15 protein-coding genes are annotated in these 24,680 nt (G+C 39.5%); 1 reads left to right on the top strand and 14 read right to left on the bottom strand.

The window, feature by feature from the left end; genetic code table 11:
* Positions 1–38: 38 nt before the first annotated feature.
* From K5G00_RS02900 to K5G00_RS02845, 12 genes are all read right to left on the bottom strand, one after another.
* Positions 39–2,516: a glycoside hydrolase family 95 protein gene (locus K5G00_RS02900; RefSeq protein WP_238764174.1), complete on the bottom strand. Its 2,478-nt coding sequence runs from the start codon at positions 2,514–2,516 to the stop codon at positions 39–41.
* Positions 2,517–2,533: 17 nt separating this feature from the next.
* Positions 2,534–4,600 carry a glycoside hydrolase family 31 protein gene (locus tag K5G00_RS02895; protein WP_238764171.1) on the bottom strand — a complete coding sequence of 689 codons (2,067 nt, stop codon included), beginning with the start codon at positions 4,598–4,600 and terminating at the stop codon, positions 2,534–2,536.
* A 15-nt stretch (positions 4,601–4,615) separates the two neighbouring features.
* Positions 4,616–6,745, bottom strand: a complete 2,130-nt coding sequence (locus K5G00_RS02890) for a M1 family aminopeptidase (protein ID WP_238764169.1) — start codon at positions 6,743–6,745, stop codon at positions 4,616–4,618.
* Between the two features lie 156 nt (positions 6,746–6,901).
* Complete coding sequence (locus tag K5G00_RS02885; RefSeq protein WP_238764166.1) at positions 6,902–8,713, bottom strand: arylsulfatase; 1,812 nt, start codon at positions 8,711–8,713, stop codon at positions 6,902–6,904.
* A 43-nt stretch (positions 8,714–8,756) separates the two neighbouring features.
* Entirely contained in the window at positions 8,757–10,193 is a 1,437-nt protein-coding gene (locus tag K5G00_RS02880) for a sulfatase family protein (RefSeq protein ID WP_238764163.1), read from the bottom strand.
* A gap of 76 nt (positions 10,194–10,269) precedes the next feature.
* Positions 10,270–12,366, bottom strand: coding sequence for a LamG domain-containing protein (locus K5G00_RS02875; RefSeq protein WP_238764162.1), 2,097 nt, complete (start codon positions 12,364–12,366; stop codon positions 10,270–10,272).
* A gap of 210 nt (positions 12,367–12,576) precedes the next feature.
* On the bottom strand, positions 12,577–14,046 hold the full coding sequence (locus tag K5G00_RS02870; RefSeq protein ID WP_238764161.1) for a SusD/RagB family nutrient-binding outer membrane lipoprotein: 1,470 nt from the start codon (positions 14,044–14,046) through the stop codon (positions 12,577–12,579).
* Between the two features lie 24 nt (positions 14,047–14,070).
* Positions 14,071–17,229, bottom strand: a complete 3,159-nt coding sequence (locus K5G00_RS02865; RefSeq protein ID WP_238764159.1) for a SusC/RagA family TonB-linked outer membrane protein — start codon at positions 17,227–17,229, stop codon at positions 14,071–14,073.
* Positions 17,230–17,290: 61 nt separating this feature from the next.
* On the bottom strand, positions 17,291–18,457 hold the full coding sequence (locus tag K5G00_RS02860; RefSeq protein WP_238764157.1) for an iron-containing alcohol dehydrogenase: 1,167 nt from the start codon (positions 18,455–18,457) through the stop codon (positions 17,291–17,293).
* Positions 18,458–18,772: 315 nt separating this feature from the next.
* Positions 18,773–18,916 (bottom strand): hypothetical protein, encoded by a 144-nt coding sequence (locus K5G00_RS02855; RefSeq protein ID WP_238764155.1) that lies wholly within the window; start codon positions 18,914–18,916, stop codon positions 18,773–18,775.
* A 9-nt stretch (positions 18,917–18,925) separates the two neighbouring features.
* Positions 18,926–19,948 (bottom strand): zinc-dependent alcohol dehydrogenase, encoded by a 1,023-nt coding sequence (locus K5G00_RS02850; RefSeq protein WP_238764152.1) that lies wholly within the window; start codon positions 19,946–19,948, stop codon positions 18,926–18,928.
* 86 nt (positions 19,949–20,034) lie between these two features.
* Positions 20,035–21,669, bottom strand: coding sequence for a sodium:solute symporter (locus tag K5G00_RS02845; RefSeq protein ID WP_238764151.1), 1,635 nt, complete (start codon positions 21,667–21,669; stop codon positions 20,035–20,037).
* Positions 21,670–22,371: 702 nt separating this feature from the next.
* On the opposite strand from K5G00_RS02845, the gene K5G00_RS02840 reads away from it, so the two are divergent.
* Positions 22,372–23,604 (top strand): ROK family transcriptional regulator, encoded by a 1,233-nt coding sequence (locus K5G00_RS02840; protein WP_238764149.1) that lies wholly within the window; start codon positions 22,372–22,374, stop codon positions 23,602–23,604.
* Positions 23,605–23,719: 115 nt separating this feature from the next.
* On the opposite strand, the gene K5G00_RS30125 is transcribed toward K5G00_RS02840, so the two are convergent.
* Positions 23,720–23,899, bottom strand: coding sequence for a hypothetical protein (locus K5G00_RS30125; protein WP_394800852.1), 180 nt, complete (start codon positions 23,897–23,899; stop codon positions 23,720–23,722).
* A 150-nt stretch (positions 23,900–24,049) separates the two neighbouring features.
* The gene (locus tag K5G00_RS02835; protein WP_238764147.1) at positions 24,050–24,253 is read right to left on the bottom strand and encodes a hypothetical protein; all 204 of its coding nucleotides are present in this window, start codon (positions 24,251–24,253) and stop codon (positions 24,050–24,052) included.
* Between the last annotated feature and the right edge of the window lie 427 nt (positions 24,254–24,680).

Below are 24,680 nucleotides of genomic sequence, written 5' to 3'. Positions count from 1 at the left end.
GTGAAATTCAAAAAAGAACTTAAAAGTATAATGGTTTCTTATTTTTCTGAAAGCTGATATAAACCACCTTTGATTGTTTCAAATTCAATTGAACCATCTTTATTTACCTTCGATGCAATCTTTTTCCCGTCTTTGGTTACTTTGAAATTTTTCCCATCATCTATTCTGCAAATTTCTCCTGCTTTCGATAAGATTTTCAGTTTCGAAATTGTATTATTTTCCCATGTAAAATCCAGTTCAAATCCACCACGTGCACAAACACCTTTAAAACTTCCTTGCTCCCATTCGCCTGGCAATGCAGGAAGCAAATCAATACAACCTTCATGCGACTGAACGAGCATTTCTGTAATTCCGGCGGCAACGCCCATTGTTCCGTCAATTTGTAAAGGCTTTCCACATTTGGCAAATAGTTGCGGGTAACATTGTTCCTGAAGATAGCCTTTAAAAATTTTGTTGGCCCTGTCACCGTCGTACAACCTTGCCCAAAGCGCCATTTTCCATGCCCGTGAAAATCCCATAGCACCGTCTCCCCTTTGGTTGAGCACCTTTTTACATCCATCAATCCACTCCGGCGTCCTATTTACTGAAATTACATTTCCCGGATACAAACCGTACATGTGAGAAAAATGGCGGTGTTTATCCTCCATTTGAGCCATATCCTCCGTCCATTCCTGTAAAGTTCCATCTTTGCCTATTTGCGGAGGCACAAGCCTTGCCCTGGTTTGTTCGGCTTTTTCCAGCAATTGAGAATCAAGCCCAAGTATTTTTTCAGTCTCAATGTAATAACCAAACAAATCTTTCAGAATTTGCATATCAATTGACGCTCCATAACAAATAGTTGTAAAATAATACATGGAGGTAACTTCATCAAAGAAATATTTATAGCCGGGGGCTTCTGGCGGATTTTCGGGGGATGTAGACGGATTTGTTACCAGCCATTTTGTATTAGGATCTTCCACCAGAAAGTCCAGGAAAAACTGCACAGCGCCTTTCATCACCGGATAAAGTTCTGTCAGGAATTCTTTATCACGGGTAAAAAGATAATGTTCATATAACTCATTGGTCAGCCACGCACCACCAACCGTAAAAGTTCCCCAGCACGGGCCATCCATTGGTGCAGCTACACGCCATAAATCGGTATTCTGGTGAAACACCCAACCACCTGCTCCATAATGTTCTCTTGCCACCTGCGCACCCTGATCGCTTAATTCTTTAACCATGGTTGTAAGCGGTTCCAGAAGTTCGCTAAGGTTAGCTGTTTCAGCAGGCCAATAGTTCATTTCTGTATTAATATTGGTGGTGTATTTTGAATCCCAGGCAGGGTTCATATCGTTATTCCATATTCCCTGCAGGTTAGCAGGTTGGGTTCCGGGCCGGGATGAGCTAATCAATACATAACGCCCGAAATTGTAAGATAACGAAGCCAGACTGGGATCGGCATCTTCCGCAATTTGAGCCATTCGTTTATCGGTAGGAAGATATGAATTTGCTGTTTTGGGTAATTCCAAGGAAACTCTTTTAAAATATTGCTGATAGTCATCTACCGCTGCAGACATCATTTGCTCATAGGATTTCCCTTTTACCTGCTCCAGATAATTTGATACCCGTGCTGTTTGGTCTGCACTAACATCTTTATAATTAATAAAATTAGTTGCTGCTGCAATAATCAGTGTTACTGCATCGGCTTTATCAACAATGAGGTAATTATCTTCTTCCTTTATCGTTCCACTTTCAGGAATGGCTTTTAATTGCGCCCTGTAACGGATTTTGCCTTCAACTCCCATATAGTCGGCTGATTTTCCGTTTACCATCAACCCGTCCTGTCCAACGCCATCCATCCTGAAATAGTCGGTAGCATAATTGGAGTGGGCGCTGTTTCTTACACCTCTTAACTGTGCTTTAAATGTAAGACTACCCGGTTTACTTGCCGTAAGACGCACCAATATTACCTGATCGGGTGCAGAAGACAACACTTCCCTGCGATATGTAATGTCATCTACTGTATATTCGGTACAAACAATTCCTGTTTCTAAATCCAGCCATCGTTTGTATTGGCTCACTTCTTCCTGGTTTTCAAAAAAAAGATGGAGATTAGCCAGCGACTGGTATTTTTGCTGTTCCACAGGATATCCCATCAATTTACGGCCAAATAATTTATGAGCTTTTATAGGTTCACCTTCAAAAATATACTTTTGAATTTGCGGCAAATACGCTGCGCCTCCCTCAACAACGGTTGAATAAGGACCACCGGACCAATATGTCTCTTCATTTAGCTGAATACGTTCTTCTCCATACTTTCCAAAAACCATGGCTCCCAACCTTCCGTTTCCAACAGGAAGTGCTTCTTCCCACTCTTTGGCGGGAGCATCGTACCATAGCAATGTTGCAGGATTGAAATCCTTTTTGTCAATTTTTTGCGACATTCCATTATTCTGAGCATTTATATTTGCCGAAATTCCTGCAATCAACAATAATTTGATAATTAAGATTCTATTCACAATGATAATTTTTTTCATTTATACTTATTTCTTCATTATAACTTAAAGTCAAAATTATTTCTGGTAAAAAGAGGTATATTTTCAATTTCAACTTTATAATCAATTGTTTGGCCACCCTTGTAACTTTTCCCTGTTAGCGCATCTTTCCATAGGGAACCTTTTGGCAAATAGATTTGCCTGGTAGTTAATTTCTCTTCCAACACTGGAGCCACCAGAATATCGGGACCAAACATGTACTGATCCTCTACAATATAACACATTTCATCTTCAGGGAAATCAAAAAAAAGCGGACGCATAACCGGGATACCTTTTTCTGAAGCAATATCCATATGTTTTTGTACATACGGGCGTAACCTCTCCCTCACATCCAAGTAGTGAGACATAATTTTAAATGCATCATCGCCGAAGCTCCATACTTCGTTTGGCCCGCCGGTACCGGTAAGTTGCCCCTCAATTTTTTTCATTGGACTGTTTACCCCGTGAATCCTCATTACAGGGCAAAATGTACCGTACTGAAACCATCGGATTAACACCTCTTTGTAATCCTCCGATTGTGGATTGGCCCAAAAACCTCCAATGTCAGTAGTCCACCAGGGTATTCCGCACAAACTGATGTTTAAGCCTGCCTTTACCTGACGTCTCAGAGTAGGAAAATCTCCTTTTATATCGCCTGACCACAAGATAGTTCCCAAACGTTGACTTCCAATCCATCCGCTGCGGGTAAGATTAATAACTTCGGTTTGCCCACTGGCGATCTGTCCGTCGTAAATGGTTTTAGCGAAATAATAAGGATACAAACATGATAACTCAAGGCCGTTCCCCTCATAGTACCTGACATTATAATATTCAAGAGGTTCCATTTCGGGTTCAGCTTCATCCATCCAAAACATACGAACTCCCAAATCCCAGTAATTTTCTTTCAGTTTGGACCAAAATGCTTTTCTGGCGCCCGGATGTGTTACATCAACAAAGGTAAGGTCATCGTTTACCTTTAAAAAGAGATTATTCCCTGATTCAGGGCGAATGGTAAAATTGCTGCGTATAAATTCTTCATAATTTTCACTTTTAGCGGCAAGTGTAGGCCAAACTGAAACAAGTAATTTTATTCCCATACTATCCAGTTCCTTTATCATAGCAGCAGGATCGGGCCAAAAATCATTATTAAATTTCCAGTCACCGGTAACCGGCCAGTGGTAAAAATCAGCTACGATTACCGAAATTGGCAAATTTCGTTTTTTGTATTCACGAGCTACCGACAATAAATCGTTTTGTGAATAATAACGTAGCTTTGATTGCCAGAAACCGGTTGCATATTCCGGCATTTTGGGTGACTTCCCCGTCAGGTTGGAATAATGAGTAACCAAATCGGCAGGTGTTTCTCCCGGGAAAATAACATAGTCAATTTGCTTTGCATATTCAGCATAAAAACTGGTATGGGTAAGCGATAACTCCGCCCGGCCAATAGCGGGATTATTCCAGATAAAACCATATCCCTTACTCGAAAGCAAAAAAGGAATAGAGATTTGCGTATTTTTTTGTGCGAGTTCCAAAACGGTTCCTTTCAGGTCGAGACAGTCATTCGGATATTGCCCCATACCGTATAAATGTTCGTCTTTTTCTGCGTCGAAGGTCACTTTCATTTCAAAACGATCACTCCCTTTGCTTTTATACTGACGTGCAAACTGTGGGTGATGATGATGATAAGCTTCACGAAGCAGCACCTCATCTTTACCGTTTAAGTAGGTAATCCGCCCTCTGCGTGATTCTATTTCGGCCTTGATTTTGCCATTTCTTACTACCGCCTTATCTTCAGTTATTGATATTTCAAGCTGTACATCGGGTTGCGAAAGCAAGTTCCAGTTTTGGTCGGAGATGCGAAGACTTTTTGTACTCCTGAACCGCAGTGCATCGGGACCGAAAGCGTCGATCCAAAATAATTCTCCTTCATCTTCCCATTGCAAACGATTTTCAAATTGAGTAAACAATCCCTCCTTTTTAACCTGGGAATAAATTTTCCCCGGTGTAAAAATAAAAAGCACCAGGATTACCCCTGTAATCGTTTTAAAATTTTTTATCTGTTTTTTTCTTATCGCAGTTAACATGAGCATTCCGATTTGTTATTCGTTTTCTGAAATTATTTGAATAGCCTTTTGTGAAGCTTTCGCAACAACATTGCTATATGATTTTTGCAGCCCTGCTTCCTTCAAAAAGGAAATATCTGATTTACCGCCACATTTCCCAATTGCAATTAATGCTTCTGCTTTTACAGCATAGCTGTTTTCAGTTTTGAAAGTTTTTTTAAAAAAGTCTTTATTCGATGATTCTTTTAAATCCCCCATTGCTTTTATGGCTGCTGCCCTTGTTTTTGATCGGTTATCACCTGCACATTTTTTAAGAAAATAATTGTTGTCTTCTCCATGATATTTACCAATCATTTCAATGGCTGCCGACCTTACTGCCCAAAATACATCTCCCTCCGCAATTTGTTTCCAGAGGTCCAGAGTTTTAGGCTCATCTTCATATTCAGCCAACTGGTTTACAGCCCACATCCGGCCGATCATATCGTCGTTAGTTGCCTGAAATAGCAGCTCTTTCTGACTTTTTCTATATGTCCATTCTTTTAAAATATAGTTTCCATCATCAAACCGGACAATGTCGGGTTCCTTATCAAGACGAATTTTAATAACCTCTGTTTTTTCCCTTATCCAGTATTCCTTTACTTCTTTTTTTCCTTCTGAAAAAATGCCTAAACGCACGGGTATCGCATAAATAGGTACATTCTCCCATTTGTCCTGTTCCTGAATTATTGTCAGGGTAAGTTCTTTATTTTCTTCATCCCAGATTTTACTGATAGTAAAAACAGGATGCCCCGGTTTATAGAAGTACTGGTCAAAAAACCAATCCATATTTTTCCCACTAACATCTTTTACGCATTTTATAAAATCAGACGTGGTTACCGATTGAAACTCATGCTTATGAAGAAAAGCGCTGATGACTCTAAAGAATATATCATCCCCGAGAATATACCTAAAAAGATGCAATGTACATGCTCCTTTTTCGTAAGTGTGACGATTAAAATTATCACCTGGTTGTTTATAATTGAGGTATACAATTGGCCTCATAAACCGGTTATGAGCTTCTTCGAGATAATTGTTTTTCTTTGTCAGAAGATCATAATCTCCTTCATCTTTCCCTTTATCGTAACTTGTATACAAGTGGTCCGAATATGTGCCAAAACTTTCATTGAGCCAGGTATGTTCCCAACTTCTGCATGTGATAAGATCGCCCCACCACTGATGCGCAATTTCATGGGCGATTACATATTCCCGGTAATAGTCCTGCTCCGTGTATCCATCGGTTACAATTCCTTCTCCCAACAAAGTAGCAGAAGTTGCTTCTGCACCTCCGCCTATGTAGCCGGAAACAACCTGATCGTATTTTGCCCACGGGTATTCATAATTATACAAGTGGTTAAAAAAGTCAATCATATAGGGTGTTTTTCCAAATACCCTCTCTACATCATTGGCCATTGAAGGATATACCCAGTAATTAACCGGTAGATTCTCCAACGAATCTTTAACCACCAAATAATCGGCAATGCTTAAATTAATAAGATAGGTAGAATTGGGGTTTTCCTGCCGCCAGTGCCACGTAGAAGTACCATTATTGTTCTCAGTTTTACTAATAAACCTGCCATTCGACAGAACTTTGTATTTGCTGTTGGTGGTAATTATCATTTCCTGTGTTGCCTTATCGTTGGGGAAATCATAACAGGGAATCCATTGTCGCGCCTTGTTTGGAAAACAGTCTGACGATACCTGTTCAGGCCTGTTACCTTTGGCTTCAATAAACCTCAAACCGGGAACAGGTTCGGACAAATGATATTTAACTGTAAAGGTAATGGTATCATTATACCCATAAGACCGGGCTGTTTTAATAAACAAATTTTCCTCCGTTTGATAAAAATCAAGATGGACACCCTTATTACTCAGAACATCTGTAACCAATATTGATTCAGCATCAAGTTTTATCGTTTTAAGGCCGTTCGTTAAAGAAGCTAAAGTGATTGTGTTCTGACCTTCCAGATATTTTTTGTCAAAATCAACAGACAAAGATATTTTATAATGAATAGCATCATAATCTCTTGATCGTTCAGGAGAAACCGAGAGACCGGCAACATCAGCAACCTGACTATGGCCCATTAATGAAAAAATAAGAAATATGCCAATCAAAATAATATTTTTCATAATGTATTTATTTGTTTTTCAAAATTGAATAAATACAGTAGTGAGGCAAAAATATCCGATTCCTGAAACGTCAATCTGATTCATTTAGAATTTAATATTTTAAGTAAATTTTGTGCCATCGTTAAATTGAACCAAACAAAATCATTATTCTCATTTTCAATCATATAAAACTACGTTTTGACGGTAATTTTCCTTTAAAACATCGAACGGAACTGATGCATTGTATTTAGCCAATTCTGTTGGATCGGGGTCGCCCAGATATTCCACATAAACACAATCTGTTCGTATCGTTTTCCCTGGCTCTTTCAGGTTAAAATATGCTTGCAGGCATGTTGTACCGGCTTTCAAATCAACCTTGAAATTTGCACTTTTCATTTCTGCTGTAACCTTGGCTGTTCTGTTCATATTACCGACCGTCAGATCTGCGCTGGCAATTGGCAAATCAATATCGCCAGAAGTGTTTTCAACAATTCTTTTGCCCGACTCTGCGGGCCAGTGATTAAGCTTTATCTCATATTTGCCATCGCGAGCAACATTAACAACCCAGATCTTTTTGCCGTCTCTTGTATGGGCATCGTGAGCATTCAGAGTCACGGGATTTTCGTGTTCCGTTCCAATCGCTATTTCAGCATATGTATCAAAATCAACAGAAATATCTTCCCACCATTTTTCGTACCTGCCATAAAGATCTTTTACAATATCGGGGTTTTGTGCCGCAACATCGTTTCTTTCCCGGGGATCGGATTTTATATCATATAATTCATCTTTTTCGCGTTTCACGAGCCTCCATTTCTCTGTAAGCACTTGATATTCCTTGTCCTTAACAGGATATTCAACCCTTTGATTGTGGATAAAAAGGGTTCTTTCCGGCCACTCTTTAACTTCCTCGTTTAAAAGAGGCACCAGGCTTCTGCCATCGTGTTTCAGATTTTCAGGTTTCTTTAGATCGCACAAGTCAATAAGTGTTGGCATTAAATCGATATGGGCTGAAAGCGCATTAATTTCTTTCCCCCCACCTATTTTAGCCCCGGGCCAACGAATAAAAAATGGCACTCTGTGGGCGTTCTCATATCCCCAAATTTTGCCCCCTCTCATTCCTGCACTATAGCCTTCTTTCACAAAACCTGTTTCAAAATCAATAACAATACCACCAAACCATGGGCAGGGGCCGTTATCCGTCATAAATATCAGTATTGTATTTTTCTCGAGGTCCCATTCTTTCAATGTCGTTAACAGATTTCCAAGGTCTTCGTCCAATTTAGTCACCATTCCATAATAGTGAGCCAAACGATCGGAAACAAGGTTCTTATAAGGTTTTACATATTCCTCGTCAACTCTCAGGGGCGCATGAGGTACATTGGTTGAGATGTAACAAAAGAATGGTTTATTACGGTTATTTTTTATATACTTAATTGCTTCGCTAAACCAAACGGTATTGCAATAGCCTTCAAACTTTTCGTAGTTCCCGTTATGAATATAAGTGTCATCGTCATAATCATTTCCCCAGTAATCGGGGTTAGCTCCTATTGCGCCGCCGCCGTGTACTATTGATTCCCTGAATCCGCGATCGTTGGGTCTGAAAGGATAATTTTCGCCCAGGTGCCATTTTCCAAAAATTCCTGTCGCGTATCCATTGTTGTCAAAAACGTCGGCAATTGTAGTCATACCCTCCTTTAAAAGCGATCGTCCTCCAATTGTATTCCACACTCCGGCTCTCGACGAATAGCATCCTGTCATTAATGCCGCACGGGTTGGTGAGCAACATGGATCTACATGGAAATCGGTAAAGCGTGCACTTTCCTGGTAAAGTTTGTCCAGTGCAGGAGTTTTTACATAAGGATTTCCATGACAGGCAAGGTCACCATACCCCTGGTCATCTGTCATTATTAAAATAACATTGGGCTGTTTCTTTGAACAAGAAACAAACAAAACAGAAATCACCAATATTGAATATTTTAATCTGTTCATGTTTTATTTCTTAGAATTTAAATTAACCATAAACCTCAATCTGTTATTTTAAGAGTATTTCCGGGGAATCAATATAAATGGTCTTCCGGACTTCGGGACCTTTATTTGTCCATTCCCCAAGCGCGCTTATTTCTTTTTCAGCTAGTTTTTGAATTTGAGCTACTATTTCAGGATTTTTATCGGCTACATTTGTTTTTTCCCCCGGATCTGAACACAAATTATACAATTCAATATTGTCGGGAAAAACGGTATGTCCATAAGTGCTTTTAAGAATATTTTGCTGCTCCTCTTTTGAAAACCGTCCAAGTAAATTAAGTTTCCAATCGCCGTAGCGAACCGCCTGAAGATACCCCACATGCCAGTAAAAAAATGGACGAGCTTCTCTTATTTTTGCGGGATTAAACAGATAATCAGAAATATCTGTACCGTCCCTTTTTAAACTATCGTTAATGTTAAGATTTGCCAGTGCAGTAAATGTTGAATAAAAATCGAGTACAGAAGCAGTAGAGTTACAAGTAGTTCCGGGCTCTATTCTCCCCGGCCACCATGCAATGCACGGAACACGAATACCACCTTCAAAAGTCTGCCCTTTGTTTCCTTTCAAAATGCCGTTGCTTGCTCCCCAATAGGGTTGACCGCCATTATCAGAAGTAAAAATCACCAGTGTATTTTTTGCAAGCCCTTCTTGTTTTAAATAATTGAGAATTTCACCTGTTGACCAGCTAATTTCAGCAACCGATGCCCCAAATCCTTTTTTAGAATGATTTGTTTTCCGGTGGAACTGTTTCCGGGCGGCCACCGGATTGTGAGGCATGGTATGTGCCAGATACAGAAAAAAAGGCTTTTTCTTATTTTTCCCTATCCAATTCAACGCTTCTTCAGTGTAACGTTCCGTGAGTGTCGACATTTCGCTTTCACTTTTCTGATTTATTACACCAATAACCTTTTCATTTTGCATGACGGGTAACAGCGGAATATTTTCTTTTTCAATCCCCATATCGTTGGAATAAGGCAGTCCGAACCAATAATCGAAACCATGATTTATCGGTAAAAATTCCGGTTGATCCCCCAAATGCCACTTGCCAATAATTGCCGTTGAATAACCAGCTTTTTTAAGCGCTTCAGGCAAAATTGTTTCTTCCGGATTGATGCCTTTTTTAGCTTTTGGGAAAAGCACCCATGCATTATTTTGATCTAAATCCAGGTCGACCCTCCGAGCGTAGCAGCCCGTCATTAAACCGGCACGAGACGGTGAGCAAACCGGAGCGCCAGCATAAAAATCAGTAAACCTGACTCCTTCAACAGCCATTTGATCCACTTCCGGGGTTTGGTTCCATAACGAACCGTAACTCGACAAATCAGCATATCCCAGATCGTCGCAAAAAATTAAAATGATATTTGGGGGAGTTGATTTATTTCCGGCGAATAAATTGGATGATAAAGCAGTGATAAAAATAAACAGTAAATAAGTGTTTTTCATTTTATTCGATTTATAATTATAGGTATTGGGTATAGCAGCCCGTCAAACGCTCACATCCGCGCCAAATAAAATACAACTATAATTTCACCGGGACAATTGTTATTGTAACCGTCTCATCTTTTTCAAGAAACAAGAAAACCACCAGATTATCTCCTTCGAGTTCATGGTTAATTCCTACTCTTGCATCCTTTGCTGGTTTCCCGTTAACAAGTACCTCTGCCTTTTCTGCTGACCAGTTCTTTATAAAAAACGCCGGATTACAAATTGGATTTTCATTCTTTCCTACCAGTTTAAACTCCAGTTTTTTGGATTTTAATGTTTTACTTTCAATTTGGTAGCATCTTTCACTTTTATCGTAACCATACGAAACAAAATCTCTCCCTTCTATTTTTATATCAGGCGCATAAGCCCAGGACCGGCCAAGTTTTACAACTTCTTTCATATCCATTCCGTTTATTCCATACAGCCCATTCCAGTAGTTGCGATCGCCTTTTTCATTTATTACCGGGTATGAAATAGGAAAACTGCCACAATGGGAAGGGCGATCGGATGTGGTACTGGTACGCCCGTCGCACCTCGCCTGGCCAACCGGGAAATGGTTACACCCGCCATGTTGGTTGTATCTTGCCAGATTATTCCATCTCACTATCATCTCGTTGCCCGGTTCAAAACATATAAAGGGTTTGTTTTCCGATTTGAAATTGTATTGTTGTACGGTGTAATCCTTTGCAAATTCAGTATCCATACTTCCCGGATTTTCAACATAAGAGACCGGGGCAATATTGCCCTCATAATCGGCCACGTGTACATAATCCTTTTGGAGTAAATCGCTCTCCACCTGACCGGGATGAAGCAATGGCAACGATTCCTGAAACTGGCGCGGGTAACCCAGTGTTCCCTTTTTCCATGATACCTTTCGGATACCTGCCGCATCGGGATATATATAATGATATTCATCAATCCAGCACTCCCAACCGGTTTTTGGGTCAACTCTCCAGGTATTGTTGTATGCGCTAACAGGTGCATATCTCCAGTGAACAACAACTCGGGCATCGGTATTTTCAATAATTCTCACATGAGAAAAACGACAATGGCGATCCTGCATATGTTCAAAACAGCCTTCCTTGTCTGCATCACCAACTCCCCAGGCTTCAACACTTTGATCCGACATCCAGTTGTTATTTTCAGAAACCCAGGAAGTGCCATATCTTATTCCCCGCCAAAAAATTACATTTACCGGCAGTTTATCAAAACAGACCGCAATATCCGGATCCTGATCAACCGGCCACAGGTTATCCCACTCATCGTAATATTTTAATTTGGTATAAAACGCTCCAAAACGACCGGACTGGTTTTCAACCGAGGGAAGCTTGTGCAGTTCAATTTCAGGAGCTTTAGTATCGTAACCGGCAAAATCACTGGCAATATCGTTGCTTGTTTTTACTTTATCAAAAATTTTTACTTCATCTATTATTCCGTTTAATCCAAAATATTGGGGCAGTGTTCCCCAAGTCCGGTGAATGTCGGAAGGCTTTTCAGGATATGCAACCATGCCGATAATACAGTTCTTTTCTCTGGAATAATTTATTTTTCCCTGAATCGGGAGTTCTGCACTTTTTTCACCGTTAATATAAACAGTCATCTCTTTATTGGCACGGTACACACCAACAATATGCATCCATTTTCTTAAAGGAATACTTAATCTTTCGGTTGTGCACGAAATCCATTGCTCGCCAATGGCAGTTTGAAAAGAGGCCTCTCCGTGCGGGCCTATCATTAAACGGTAGCCTTTTATTTCATTGCTTTCGGTGGTAAGCACAGGACACCAGTTCCATGGATAATTTCCCAGGGCCACCCATGCTTCAACGGTTATTTCTTCGCCGGGAATCGGTAATTCGGAATCGTTGTGTATCAAGCGGGATGTAAACCCATCCAGTTTCAAACCCTTGCCTTTTACTCCTGCTGCAAGGTTAAAATTCCCTTCCAGTGTATCCTGAATCCCGCTTTGCTGCTCGTTTGTTTTACGGTTTTCCATCTCATCAAAACCCCAAGAAAGAATTGGATTTTGAGCAAAGGAGAAATTACAAAACAGAAGCACCGACAAAAGCGTAATGAAAAAATTTCTCCATTTTTTTTGACTATTTATCATTTCAAATTTTGTAATCCGTTGCATCCTAAAATTTATTAAAGATTTATACTGAATTCTTAATTCCACACCATTAATTCCAACTTTTTAAAATATGCTAACATAAACCTGTACCTGGCCTTCCGAAGTAAAATAGGCGAAACCAGCCGTCTTTAAGATTCTGCTGTTTTGCTGACAGAAAAGAAACAGGTGAACACCTTTCTGTCCAGCTGTTTCTTTCTTTTCTTTAAAAGAGAACTATTCTACACCGGTTCTTTTATCCCACCACAACTGGGTTCCATAGAAAATATCTTCTTCCTCAATATCAAACGGGAAATTGGAGTTTAATGATTTCTCCTCATCCGCGTATGCCATTCTAAATGGAGGACGATTGTGCGATGCGGCGTAATCAGAAGCGACGCCAGTTAGCAAAGGAACATCTGTTCTTCTGGCTTCAGACCAACCTTCCACACTCTGTTTAAATAAACATATCCACTTTTGTAATGCTATTTTTTCCAGATTTGAGGTATTGCCTTCATCCCAGGCAACTTCGGGTTCAGTTAAAAATGTTGCAACAGCAACCGAAGTAATTTGCCCGCTCTCTTCGCAGGATTTTTTTATCCCGGTTTCATATGCAGCCTGCGCGTCGCCAGTGGCCAGACCTCTTTCGTATGCCTCGGCCAAACAGAAATATACCTCGGCGCAATTCATATAAGGAACAAAACCCTGAGGATCATTCATAAACCAATCACCGATGTGTGATCGATTAAAACTATTATTCAAGGTATCAGATTTATCATTCGGCCCAAACCGGTGGCCGGAGTAAACACCGTACGCATTTTTGTCGGCATAGACTGGTAAACGGGGATCATTATTATTCTGAAGCGCATCAATTATTGGCTGTTGCATCCTCCAGTTGGATTGTTTGGCTGCATCACCAACTGTCCCCATAGATTCATACCATATCTCTTCGTCGGGTGCAATTCCCGGAAAATACCAATAAGCATTATCTTCATTCTCAGTCATAATCGGATATTTTGCGGCATCTCCCAGAACATCCTGAATAACAGCAGCGGCAGCGCTTTCATCGGCTGAAGACATGCGAATTGCGACTCTTAACCGAAGTGAGTTACAAAATTTCTTCCATTTTTGAATATCGCCATCAAACAAAAAATCGCCATCACCAATATCGTCTCCTTCTGGATCAAACATATCAGCAGCAGTTTTTAACTCCTCAAGAATAGTATTGTATACTTTTTCCTGAGAATCATATACCGGATAAATAACACCATCTTCAAGCTGGAATGCTTCGGAATAGGGAATGTCTCCCCACATATCACAAGTTTTATGCGCATTGTATGCTCTGAATGTTAAGGCAGCTGCATAAAGATTATCATTTTCTTCCTCAAGTGCCAAACTCATCGCGTCGGTTGAATAAGTCATCGAAGTGTACATGCTTTTCCACATACTGTTATTGATGTCTACCCTGTATTCATAATCGGCAGCGCTTATGTATCCCGAATATGCTCCGGCATAATAGCAGTCCAACCTTGTTCCAAACAGAGTATACATTGAGGTTAGCATTGATGCACCCAACACACTTGTTCCGGGTACAACTGTTGCCGAATTAGGACTGGTATTCATTTCATCAAATTCGCTTGTACAAGCGCTAATGAACAGGATTATACCAGCCAATAAAAATACTTTTGATCTAATTATATTCTTCATGATTTCAGTATTTATATTCCGTTATTAAAAATTCACGTTAACTTTCAAACCATAGCTTCGTGTAGTAGGAATCTGGAAATTTTCAAACCCTACTCCACCTTCTCCGCCACCAAGACCTACTTCAGGATCAATGCCCAAATCTTTGGTTGATTTATCCCTGTATAAAATTGCCAGGTTTCTTCCAACAAGTGAAACATTGAACTTTTGTATCCATTTCACTTTTTGCAGATTAAAATCGTAGCCTAAAACCAGTTCGCGAAACTTAACATATGTTCCATCAAGTATAGAATATTCATGGTTGTTCCACATCCAGGCTCCGCCGTAGTAATCCTGTGCAGAAACGCGAATATCGTTGGGAGTACCATCTTCAAATACGCCGTTAACAATCAAACCTTCCTCACGTACGTGATTGGCTGTTGTAACCGCGTACGTTCCTGTCGGGTAAGAGTGCCAGGCTGTTGTACTAAATATATCTCCTCCAACCCTGACATCAATTAAAAAACTCAAATTAACTCCTTTGTACCTGAATGAATTTGTGATACCCCCGGTCCAGTCCGGCGTAACTGTCCCCAGTTTTTGGGCAACACTGGTCGTTTTTGGAATACCTCTTGAATCAACGACAACATCTCCATCGTCGTTTCGAACAAAAGGAAGTCCCCATAGTACTCCCCACTCTTCTCCGGGAATACCAAGAGATGTAGCACCACCAAATCCACTTGAGATTTGATATGATTCCAGATCACCATAAAGCGAATTTACCATACTTTTGTTTGTGGCCCAGTTTACTGTTACATCCCACTTTAAGCCAGACGTATAATCAAGGACACGGCCCGATACCATTAACTCAACTCCTTTATTTTCAATCTCACCGGCATTAAGTCTCATTGCCTGATATCCTGTTGCAGATGACGTTGCCACAGAAAGTATCTGATTAACGGTAGTTTGATCATAATAAGTAAAATCCAGAGAAATACGATCGTTCAACAAACGCATGTCAACACCAAATTCGTAAGAAGAAGTTTCTTCCGGTTTTAATGCAACAGGAGGCATCGTACTTGTGGGACTGAATGTAGAAATTGAATTATAACTACCCGCATTATACGTTCTGGCTAATTGGTAAGGACCGGTATCTCCCCCCACCTTAGCAATACTTGCTCTCAACTTTGCATAGGACAGCAAATCAGATTCAACCGAAAAGGCATCAGTTACACTGAAACCAAGACTTGCAGAGGGATAAAAATAAGATCTGTTTTCCGCCGGCAAGGTAGAACTCCAATCGTTACGACCGGTAATTCCAAGAAAAAGATAGTCTTTATAAGAAGCATTCGCAGCAAAGTAAAGGCTGTTTGTTTCGTATTCACTTTTATACATACTTACGGTGGGATTCCCTTTTACATTCGAAATAGTGTATAAATCGGGAACGGTAAGATCATTCGCAGCCATGTTCATATTTTTATACTGGTCGTTCCTGTAATTTGCCCCCACAAGTCCGTCAATGCGAATATCTCCAAAAGCTTTGTCAAAATTTAGCGTGAAGTCGCCATTTGTTTCCTTTGTGTAAATTTGCGTATCAGCAAACTGACCTCCTCTTCCCCTTCTGATATTATTCACCGTACCCGACTGGGTAATATCACTTCTGTACTCATTATAAAAATCAACACCAACACGTGCATTTGCATATAACCAGCTTGTAAAATTGTAGGTTACGCTGACATTTCCGTAAACCCTGTCTCTTGAAAATCCGGTAAGGTTTCTTTGTGTATAAAAGGGATTGTCGCCACTTGGAAATATATAGTCTTCATTTCCTTTCTCATAAAACAAATCTTTAACATACTGTGTTGGATAATCTCTCTGCAACCATCCAAAAATATCTGCCCAACTGTAACCATTATTGGGAATATTATCACTCTCTTTTCTCAAATATGTAAAATTTGCAACTGTTGTTATCTTTTCAGAAGGCGTAAGTCTGAGGTTAACAGCAATAGAGTTTTGTTTTTGATCGGTGTTATTCACAATCCCGGTACTGTTCCGGTTGGTAAATGTAACTCTACCAGAGGCTTTTTCACCGTTTGCAGATAACGCCACACTATTTTCGACATTTACACCGGTTTCAAACCACTGTTTTATATTATCAGGACGAGATACCCATGGACTATCAGGGCCGGTAGACCATTGATCGAGTAGAAGTCCGGCATCCAATCTTGGTCCCCAGTTAATAGGCCAGCTGTCATTAACACCACCGCCATCACCATCAACATAGTTATACGAAAACTGCTTTGCGTAATCGTTATAGCTCAGCGACGTGCCATTTTCCTCATTATATTTATTGTAAATATATTCACTGCCGTCCCAGCCTCCCCCATATTCATTCTGAAGATTAGGAAAATAGGAGGCTTTGTCGAAAATTACCGATGAGATTACATCGACTCCGATTTTTCGCTTATCCTTATTTCCCTTTTTTGTAGTAATAAGAATAACACCGTTGGTCGCCCGGCTTCCATACAAGGCCGAAGCACTTGCACCTTTAAGTACCGTCATCGACTCGATGTTATTGGGATCTATGTCTGACGCGGTGTTTCCCCAGTCCACACCACCTGCACCAGAGAGGTTGGTCGTTGAGTTGTCGATAGGAGTTCCGTCGACAACAAAAAGAGGCTGATTACCGGAAAAAGAGGCATTACCTCTGATTACTATCCTTGAAGAAGCCCCTATCGTACTCCCTCCGCTGGTAACCTGAACCCCGGCAACTTTTCCTGAAAGCGAGTTTACAATGTTAGCATCATTCGCCATGTTCATTTCCTCTGAGGAAAGATTTTGTACAGCATATCCAAGTGTTTTTTTCTCCCTGGTGATGCCAAGAGCTGTTACAACCACTTCATCGATTCCTACATTTTCAGGTTCAAGAACAAAGTCGTAAACATTTGAATTTGTAAGCGGAACTTCAACCGTTTTCATCCCGATAAAAGACGCAACCAAAGTTCCGGAGGCCGGAACTTCTAATGTGAATGTACCATCCTGCCCAGTAATGGTACCTGAACCAGTTCCTTTTACCGAAATGGTGACAGCTACCATTCTTTCACCATTTTCTGATGAAGTAACTGTCCCACTTACCATCCGGTTTTGTGCAAATGCACATATTGCAGTAAACAGAACCAAATAGATTAAAATTAGTGCTCTTTTCATAGACTCATTTTTTAAGGTTAAAAAATTAAAAGGTATTTATTCATATTCATTGGTTTCATTTTCAAAAACATTGTTTTACAAGTTCAATCATTTCACTTTTGGTGGCTACCCTTGGGTTTCCCTTGTAGTCTGGTAAAACCATACACTGGTCCGCCAATTTTGGAATCTCATGTTCGGGCATCCCTATTTCACTTAATGTTTTATTGAGGTTTAAACATTTTAAAAACTTACTGATTTCCACCGGAGATTTCGCAGCAGCTTCCTCATCAGAAAGAGTCTCCAGTTCGGGATTTAGTATTCTGGCTATTCTTGAAAATTGGGGTATAGCATGCTTCCATGTATATTCAGCAAAAACAGGATATACTATCGCCAATGCTTCACCATGGGCAACATGAGGATACATTCCCCCAATTGCCATCCCCATGCCATGCGGAAGTGTTACGCCAGCATTGGCAATACAAAGCCCTGCCAACGTATCGGCCCACGCCATTTTTTCACGTGCCTCAATATTATCTAAATCTGACAAAACCTGAGGCAAGTATTCCACAACAATGGTTATTGCTTCCCATGCCAACAAATCGACATAGGCCCCGGTCCCCGGGTTAATTGTACTTTCAAAAGCATGACACAAGACATCAAATCCGGTTGTTGCCGTAACAAATTCCGGAATAGTAAGCATTAACTCCGGATCGACAATACACACCTCCGGATACAAAATGTTATTGTATAAAGCTGACTTATCACGTAATTTTGAATTGGTTACCACAGCAACCTGTGTAACCTGTGAACCTGTGCCGGAAGTTGTAGAAACTGCAATTACTGGCAATAATTTGTTCGGATCGGGCTGAGGTGATTTATAAAAGAGGTAATCCCAACTGCTGCCTTCATGTGTGGCTTCAACTGAAATTGCTTTGGCGGAATCCATACTGGAACCTCCCCCTAACCCGATAATAACATCTGCTCCAAATTTTTTGGCCATTTCAGCCCCTGCAGCAATTGTTTCAATGGTTGGATTAGGAATTACGCCATCGTAATGTGCAACCTCGATTCCTGCATTTTCAAGAATTTTTATAACCCTCGTGTATTGTTCTTTAAATGCCGCCAGGTTCGCCTGTGTTGTCACCAGAAGTACTTTATTTCCATACTTTTTTGAAATTTCACCTAATTCATTTACCCGTCCCCGGCCGAATAATATTTGTGTTGACTGATGAAAATTAAAATGTTTCATTATTGTTGGTTTAATCCTTAATTTGAATAATTGAAGTTTACTTTTTTCATTTTTAAAATGAGAAAACTTCAAACTCTTTATTCTCCAGTTTTATCCCCTTTTGAAAAACTGCTTCGCATACAGCTACAAGAGGACACAGAAATATCCCATTCCAAATATTTCGGGCGATACTTCACTCGTGAAATAATCTTTACAGCCCTTCATATTCTGTCTTCTCGCAACAGCCTGTCAATAAAATTTGGCTTGAATAATTTTATAGCGAATACAAGAAAGCAACTGGAACTTTTAGGTGTTCCTTTTAAAAAAATGTGTCAGTTACATTATATCAGATAGAAACCAGAAATAATAAGCACCCCACACACAAAAAGGAAATTCGGGTACATCATCGTTTAATTTGCCCCGAGGCAGCAATCCCCAAAGTAATTTTCCGGAACCATTATCCATTTTCTTTTGTTTCATATGAGCTAACTAAAGATCGATCATAACTTTCATTGCTTTGTCTCTCATATCCTCGATGTATTTATATGCTTCCCAAAACTCGTTAAATGGAAAATGCTTTGAAACAAGAGGTTCTGTTTTTATCTTTCCTTCAGCAATCATAGATACAGCTTCTTCATAATCCTTGTGTCGGTACATCATCGAACCATAAATATTCAACTCGTGTTCTCCGACATAATACATATTCACCTCCGGATTTTTTGCATACACTCCAAGTATTACAACATCACCTCCTTTTTCAACATTCGCAAGCAATAAATCCAATGAAGTTTGAACTCCGGCGGCTTCAAAACCCACCTGAAATCCTTCATCGCCAAAACATGATTTAATTTCATCTTCAACGGAAGCATTTTTAACATTGAGTGTTAATTCGATACCACACTCTTTTGCCTTATCCAGCCGGTAATCACTTACATCGGTTATTAATACCTCTTTTGCTCCGCGGGCTTTTGCAAACTGAGCGACCAAATTTCCGATGGTACCAGCCCCCGATACCACAACGTTCTTTCCTTTGAGTCCTGTTGGTCGACTTGTTGCGTGTGCTCCAACTGCAGTTGGCTCAACCATTGCACCTTCTTCAAAAGTAAATGAGTCGGGCAGAACGACAAGCCTGTCTTCAGAAACAATAAAATAGTCTTGTGCTACTCCGGGAGCCTGAAATCCTTCAACTTTCAAATTCTGACATGCATTGTACTGTCCTCTTTTACATGGATTACACTTACCACAAACCTGTTGGGGCCTGGCAGTGACTTTCATTCCCGGCTTTGCCTTGGAGACTTCTTCCCCTACAGCTTTTACAATAGCACAATACTCATGTCCCTGAACTACAGGATACGGAGTTGCCGGATGCTCGCCATGAAACACATGAACATCACTTCCGCATATTCCAATCCGTTCAATTTTGAGTAAAAGCTCGTTGGGCTTAAGTTCTCCCGGAGCCTTAACTTTGAAATATTCTATTTTGCCCGGTGAGGACATTATGGCTTGTCTCATTTTTTTACATTTGTCTTTTTGGGGAGCTGTACCGGACAGATAAAAATCCACCCGGCTTGCTCTTGTCTTAATAAACTAAACTCTATCTATGAAAATAATACGTACAACGTTACCAGAGAAACAATCAAAACGATGACAAAAATACGCACATCACTTAACTCTGTGATTTTCCCTTTTATAACTGCCAACGGATGCTCCCATGTATATTTTTTCACCACCTTGCTGTCGGGTCTTGGTTTAGCATAACTAACTGTAAAATAAATAAATGTACAAATTACAAACAACCACCAGGCCTGCATCATAAATGGTATCTGCAAACCTTTGGTTATATACATATAACCACTAATAGGCTCAAAATCGACACAAAAAGCAACAACTCCGAGCAGAAGACCAACTATTAGTGTAACAAACGCAGCCTGCCGGGTTCCTCTTTTTGAAAAAACGCCAAAAAGAAAAACAACAGCAACCGGTGGAGCTATAGCTGAAGCAATTTTATTAATCGCTTCAAAAATACTTGTAAACTTATCGCCCTGCGTAGACCACGCCATGGCCAATATCATAACAACAACAGCGGAATAGCGGCCAATCCGAATTTGTTTTCTATCTGAAATCCTGGGATTAAATCGTTTCACGATATCAACAGCGACCAAAGTGGCAGAGCTGTTAAGCGCCGCAGCAATTGTGCTCATCAAGGCAGCCATTAAGGTTGCTGCCATCAACCCTTTTAACCCGGTTGGCAACAACTGGTTGATCATTACAGGCAGAGCCATATTGGAGTTTGTTCCTATGACATCCTTAAACAACACATATCCAATTACTCCGGGAAAGACCAAAATAAAAACCGGTAATATTTTTAAAAATCCGGCAAATATTGCCCCTGCTTGAGCATCTTTTTGAGTCTTTGCTCCCAATACACGTTGCACAATAGTTTGATCAGAACACCAATACCAAAGACCTAAAATCGGATAGCCTAAAAAACAAGCGTACCAGGTCAATCCTGTATCTCCTCCAAGCGCTTTAATGCTTTCATTTGTATGCAACATATCAAGCTGACCCGGCTTTAAATTTGCTTTTAATTCCGTTATCGAGTTAATGCCAGCATCTGACAATGCATAAAGTCCGAATCCGGTCAGCAATATTGCCCCCAGTATCAGCACCGCAGACTGCACCGTCTCTGTAACGACAACTGCTTTTAACCCACCAAGAACCGTATATATGGCAGTAACTGTTGATATTACCAAAATTGAAGTTACTACATTAATTCCGAAGAAAGTTTCAAAAACTACAGCTCCTGCATACAAGCTCATACCAATATGAACAAACAAAGCACCAATAATTGCAATAAAAGCCAACACTGTCCGGGAACGCGAATCATATCTTTTTTCTAAAAACTCGGGCAAAGTTGAAATCTTACTCCTAAAATAAAAAGGTGCAAATATTAATCCCAACATTATAAGAGAAACCGAGGCAAGCCACTCAAAATTTCCCCAAACAAAACCTTCATTATAACCCGACGCAGCCAAGCCCACCAAATGAATAGTTGAGATATTTGATGCAAACAAAGCAGCTCCAACAACAGGCCAGCTCAAGCCTCGTCCGGCTAAAAAATAGCCTTCACTAGTCATCCGCTTTAACCTTGTGGACAAAACACCAATTGCCAAAATCCCAACGAGATAAATAACAATAATTGACAAATCAACTAAATTTACTTTTTCATTCATATTTGCAGACTTTGTCTAACTTAACTTACAACTTATTTTCACTGAACAACCTGCCTTCTGCACCAAATATCAAAACTACATTTCTAAATATATACTATAAAATTACTTATGTACTCGAATTGTTTTAAACTACCGCGAAACTTTTGACTATGTTAAAGAAACCTATATCGAAAAGTATCCCATTGATTACTGCACTCATCTTAAAAATACTGAATGCTTCTATTCTAAAGAATAAGAGTGCACATTCGCTTATTCTTCAACCATTTCCCCAACCACATCAACCTCAGCACCAAAACGGAGAGTCCTAACTTATCACATCGCGACAACCAAAGCCTGGCTGGCCAATCTTCCACTTTTCTATTTCAAACTCGATAGCCATACATCAATCATACTTTTTAATATCATTTTCAAATATAAAATATAATATTTCACAAAACAATACAAATAGGTTTTTTTTACGATAAAAAAAATATTTTACAAAATAAAAAATGCAGCAAAAACAGAGATAAACAACTGAATAACAGAATAATAAAATACAAAAATCATACAAAATAGCTCTTAACAATAATTTTATATACTATTTTAAAACTAATTTAAAAAAACTTACAAAAAGAGAGAAATATGAAATACAAAGTTTATAAATGAACAAAGAAATCATACATTATAATATTATTTTAATATCTTTGTCGCAAATTATTTTACATGAAGAACGAATTCTCTAAGATGGATGCAGGACTATTGCATCTTGCTAACAAAAAGGTACTTTTAAAACTGATAAACCAAAAGGGGCAAATTAGCCGCTCCGAACTTTCAAAAGCAACAAAACTCACCCCCCCGACAATTACAAGAATAGTTGATGAGTTAGTTTATAAAGATAATCTGGCAGAATATATAGGAACTGGAAGCTCAAACGGAGGCAGGCCTTCTATGATTGTTAAGTTCAAAAATGAAGGTAATTATATTATTGGTATCGACCTTGGAGCTACTTATATAAGAGGAGGTCTTGTAGATTTAAACGCAAAATTTGTTTACGAAATACAAGTCCCGACAGAAATAGAAAAGGGATTTTCCAGTATAATTGAAAAAGTCGCAAACGTTATACAAAAACTTAAAAGCAGACAAGAACCTAATTCCAAAGTGTGGGGTGTTGGTATAGGGGTGGCCGGACTTGTGGATAGTAAAACCGGTATGATTGAGTCTTCTCCTGACTTTGGATGGTCAAAAATTGATTTAAGAAAAGAACTGGAAGATCGATTGGGTCTTCCCTTTTTCTACGATAATTCAACACGCCTGATGGCATTAGGAGAATTAAAATTAGGTGCAAAACAAAATTTGAAAAACTTCGCGGTAATAAATCTGGGGTACGGTATTGCTTCAGGATTGGTTATCGAAGGCAATCTTGTGAAAGGACATGTTGGCTTTGCTGGTGAATTTGGACACATTTCGGTTGATACCGAAAGCAGTGTAAAATGCAAATGCGGAATGTATGGCTGTTTGGAGGCGCTGGCATCAGGACACCGTATTGCTGCTTTAGGTAAACATGCTTTGGCAAACCAGGATTCTTCACAAATATTAAATGAACTTTGCAACGGAAATCCAAACCTGATAACCGCTGAACTAGTAGCAAAAGCAGCCCAAATGGGCGACAAGTCGTGTTTAAAAATATATAACGAGGTTATCGAATACCTGTGTAAAGGAATTGGAATTATTGCAAACCTCTTAAATCCCGAAGTAGTTTATCTGGGGGGAGGAATCTCGTTAAACGAGCAATTTCTTTTTGATTTAGTTCAAGCCAAAAAATCAAAATATTTATTACATACAAATACCGATATGCCTATTGTTCCATCTACATTTGGCGAACAGGCAACAATTATCGGAGCGGTTTCTTTGGTGCTCGAAAAGATAATGGATCTGGAATTGTTGGCTAAAGAATGATTATTCGCTTTTTATTTTTCAGAGAAGATATTACAGAGTGATTGTACCCCTCACAATTGAGTTTTTTGTAAAATTATGACCCGTTTTCCAAGTATTCCCGTGTGGTAAAATCTTCTCACGGGCTTTCTTTATGTTTGTTCAACTTTGTTTCATTTTCAATAACAGGCAGGCATATTTCACTTACTCCTCGATTTTCCCAAGTATAATATGGTATCGCTTTAAAATTTGTTTTCTTTTGATTGATGTATCCCTCCCCTTTCAAAGTGATTACACCCTCAAATAAATTCTTATTCATTTCTGCTTCGACTGGGCAATCCGGAGGCGATACCATTTAAAACATTAAAATTACGATTGTCAATTCCCTTCAAACAATAAAAAACAGGACCACACACTGACGCAATACATCCATCATTGGTACGAATGCGCACATGGCACACCTGAAGGGTTATTTGGAATCGGGTGCGTTATAAAAGCTGATTTTTCCATCTAAACTATTTGTTTTCCTGCTGTTAATACTATCCGGATGTTGGGCTCCTGCCCGTTCCAAACATGTTGGCGTAGTATCAACATCAACTACCCAAATTAATTCGTCGTTACACTGGTTTGCCGGATCGGACTGGTCAAATACACTTGCATAATCATCCAGCAAAGTGTGTGGCGAATTTTCGATTATATTTTTGCATTCCGTTAATGCGTCCTGCCATTCTTGATCACCAGATAATATTTAGCTTTTTAAAAACATTGTCAATACCCATTATTTACAGGAAGACGTAGGTCAGTAACAATATTTTAATCTCAGGAATGATGCATCTTCAATTATTCTTGTATTATTCTAATTGAACAAGCTGGTGGATGTAACTGACTTTTAAATTAAAACTGAATCAAATTCCAGTAATTATAACTGAAATTGCAGGCTAACAATTTAAAGTTTTACTCTCTTGCATAGTTGTATCCAACAAAAAATGGAAAAACTTATTTCTTGTTTATTTTGCCGGATGTATCTATTAATGATTTTGGGAAAATATGACAAGTTGTAGTAGTCAGTTAACAAGTCCGGTTCACAAAAAATAAAACAA

Source organism: Maribellus maritimus (assembly GCF_022267315.1).
Lineage (GTDB): Bacteria > Bacteroidota > Bacteroidia > Bacteroidales > Prolixibacteraceae > Draconibacterium > Draconibacterium maritimum.
The sequence above is the reverse complement of the archived record's forward strand: the minus strand, read 5'-3'. Positions and strand labels throughout refer to the sequence as shown.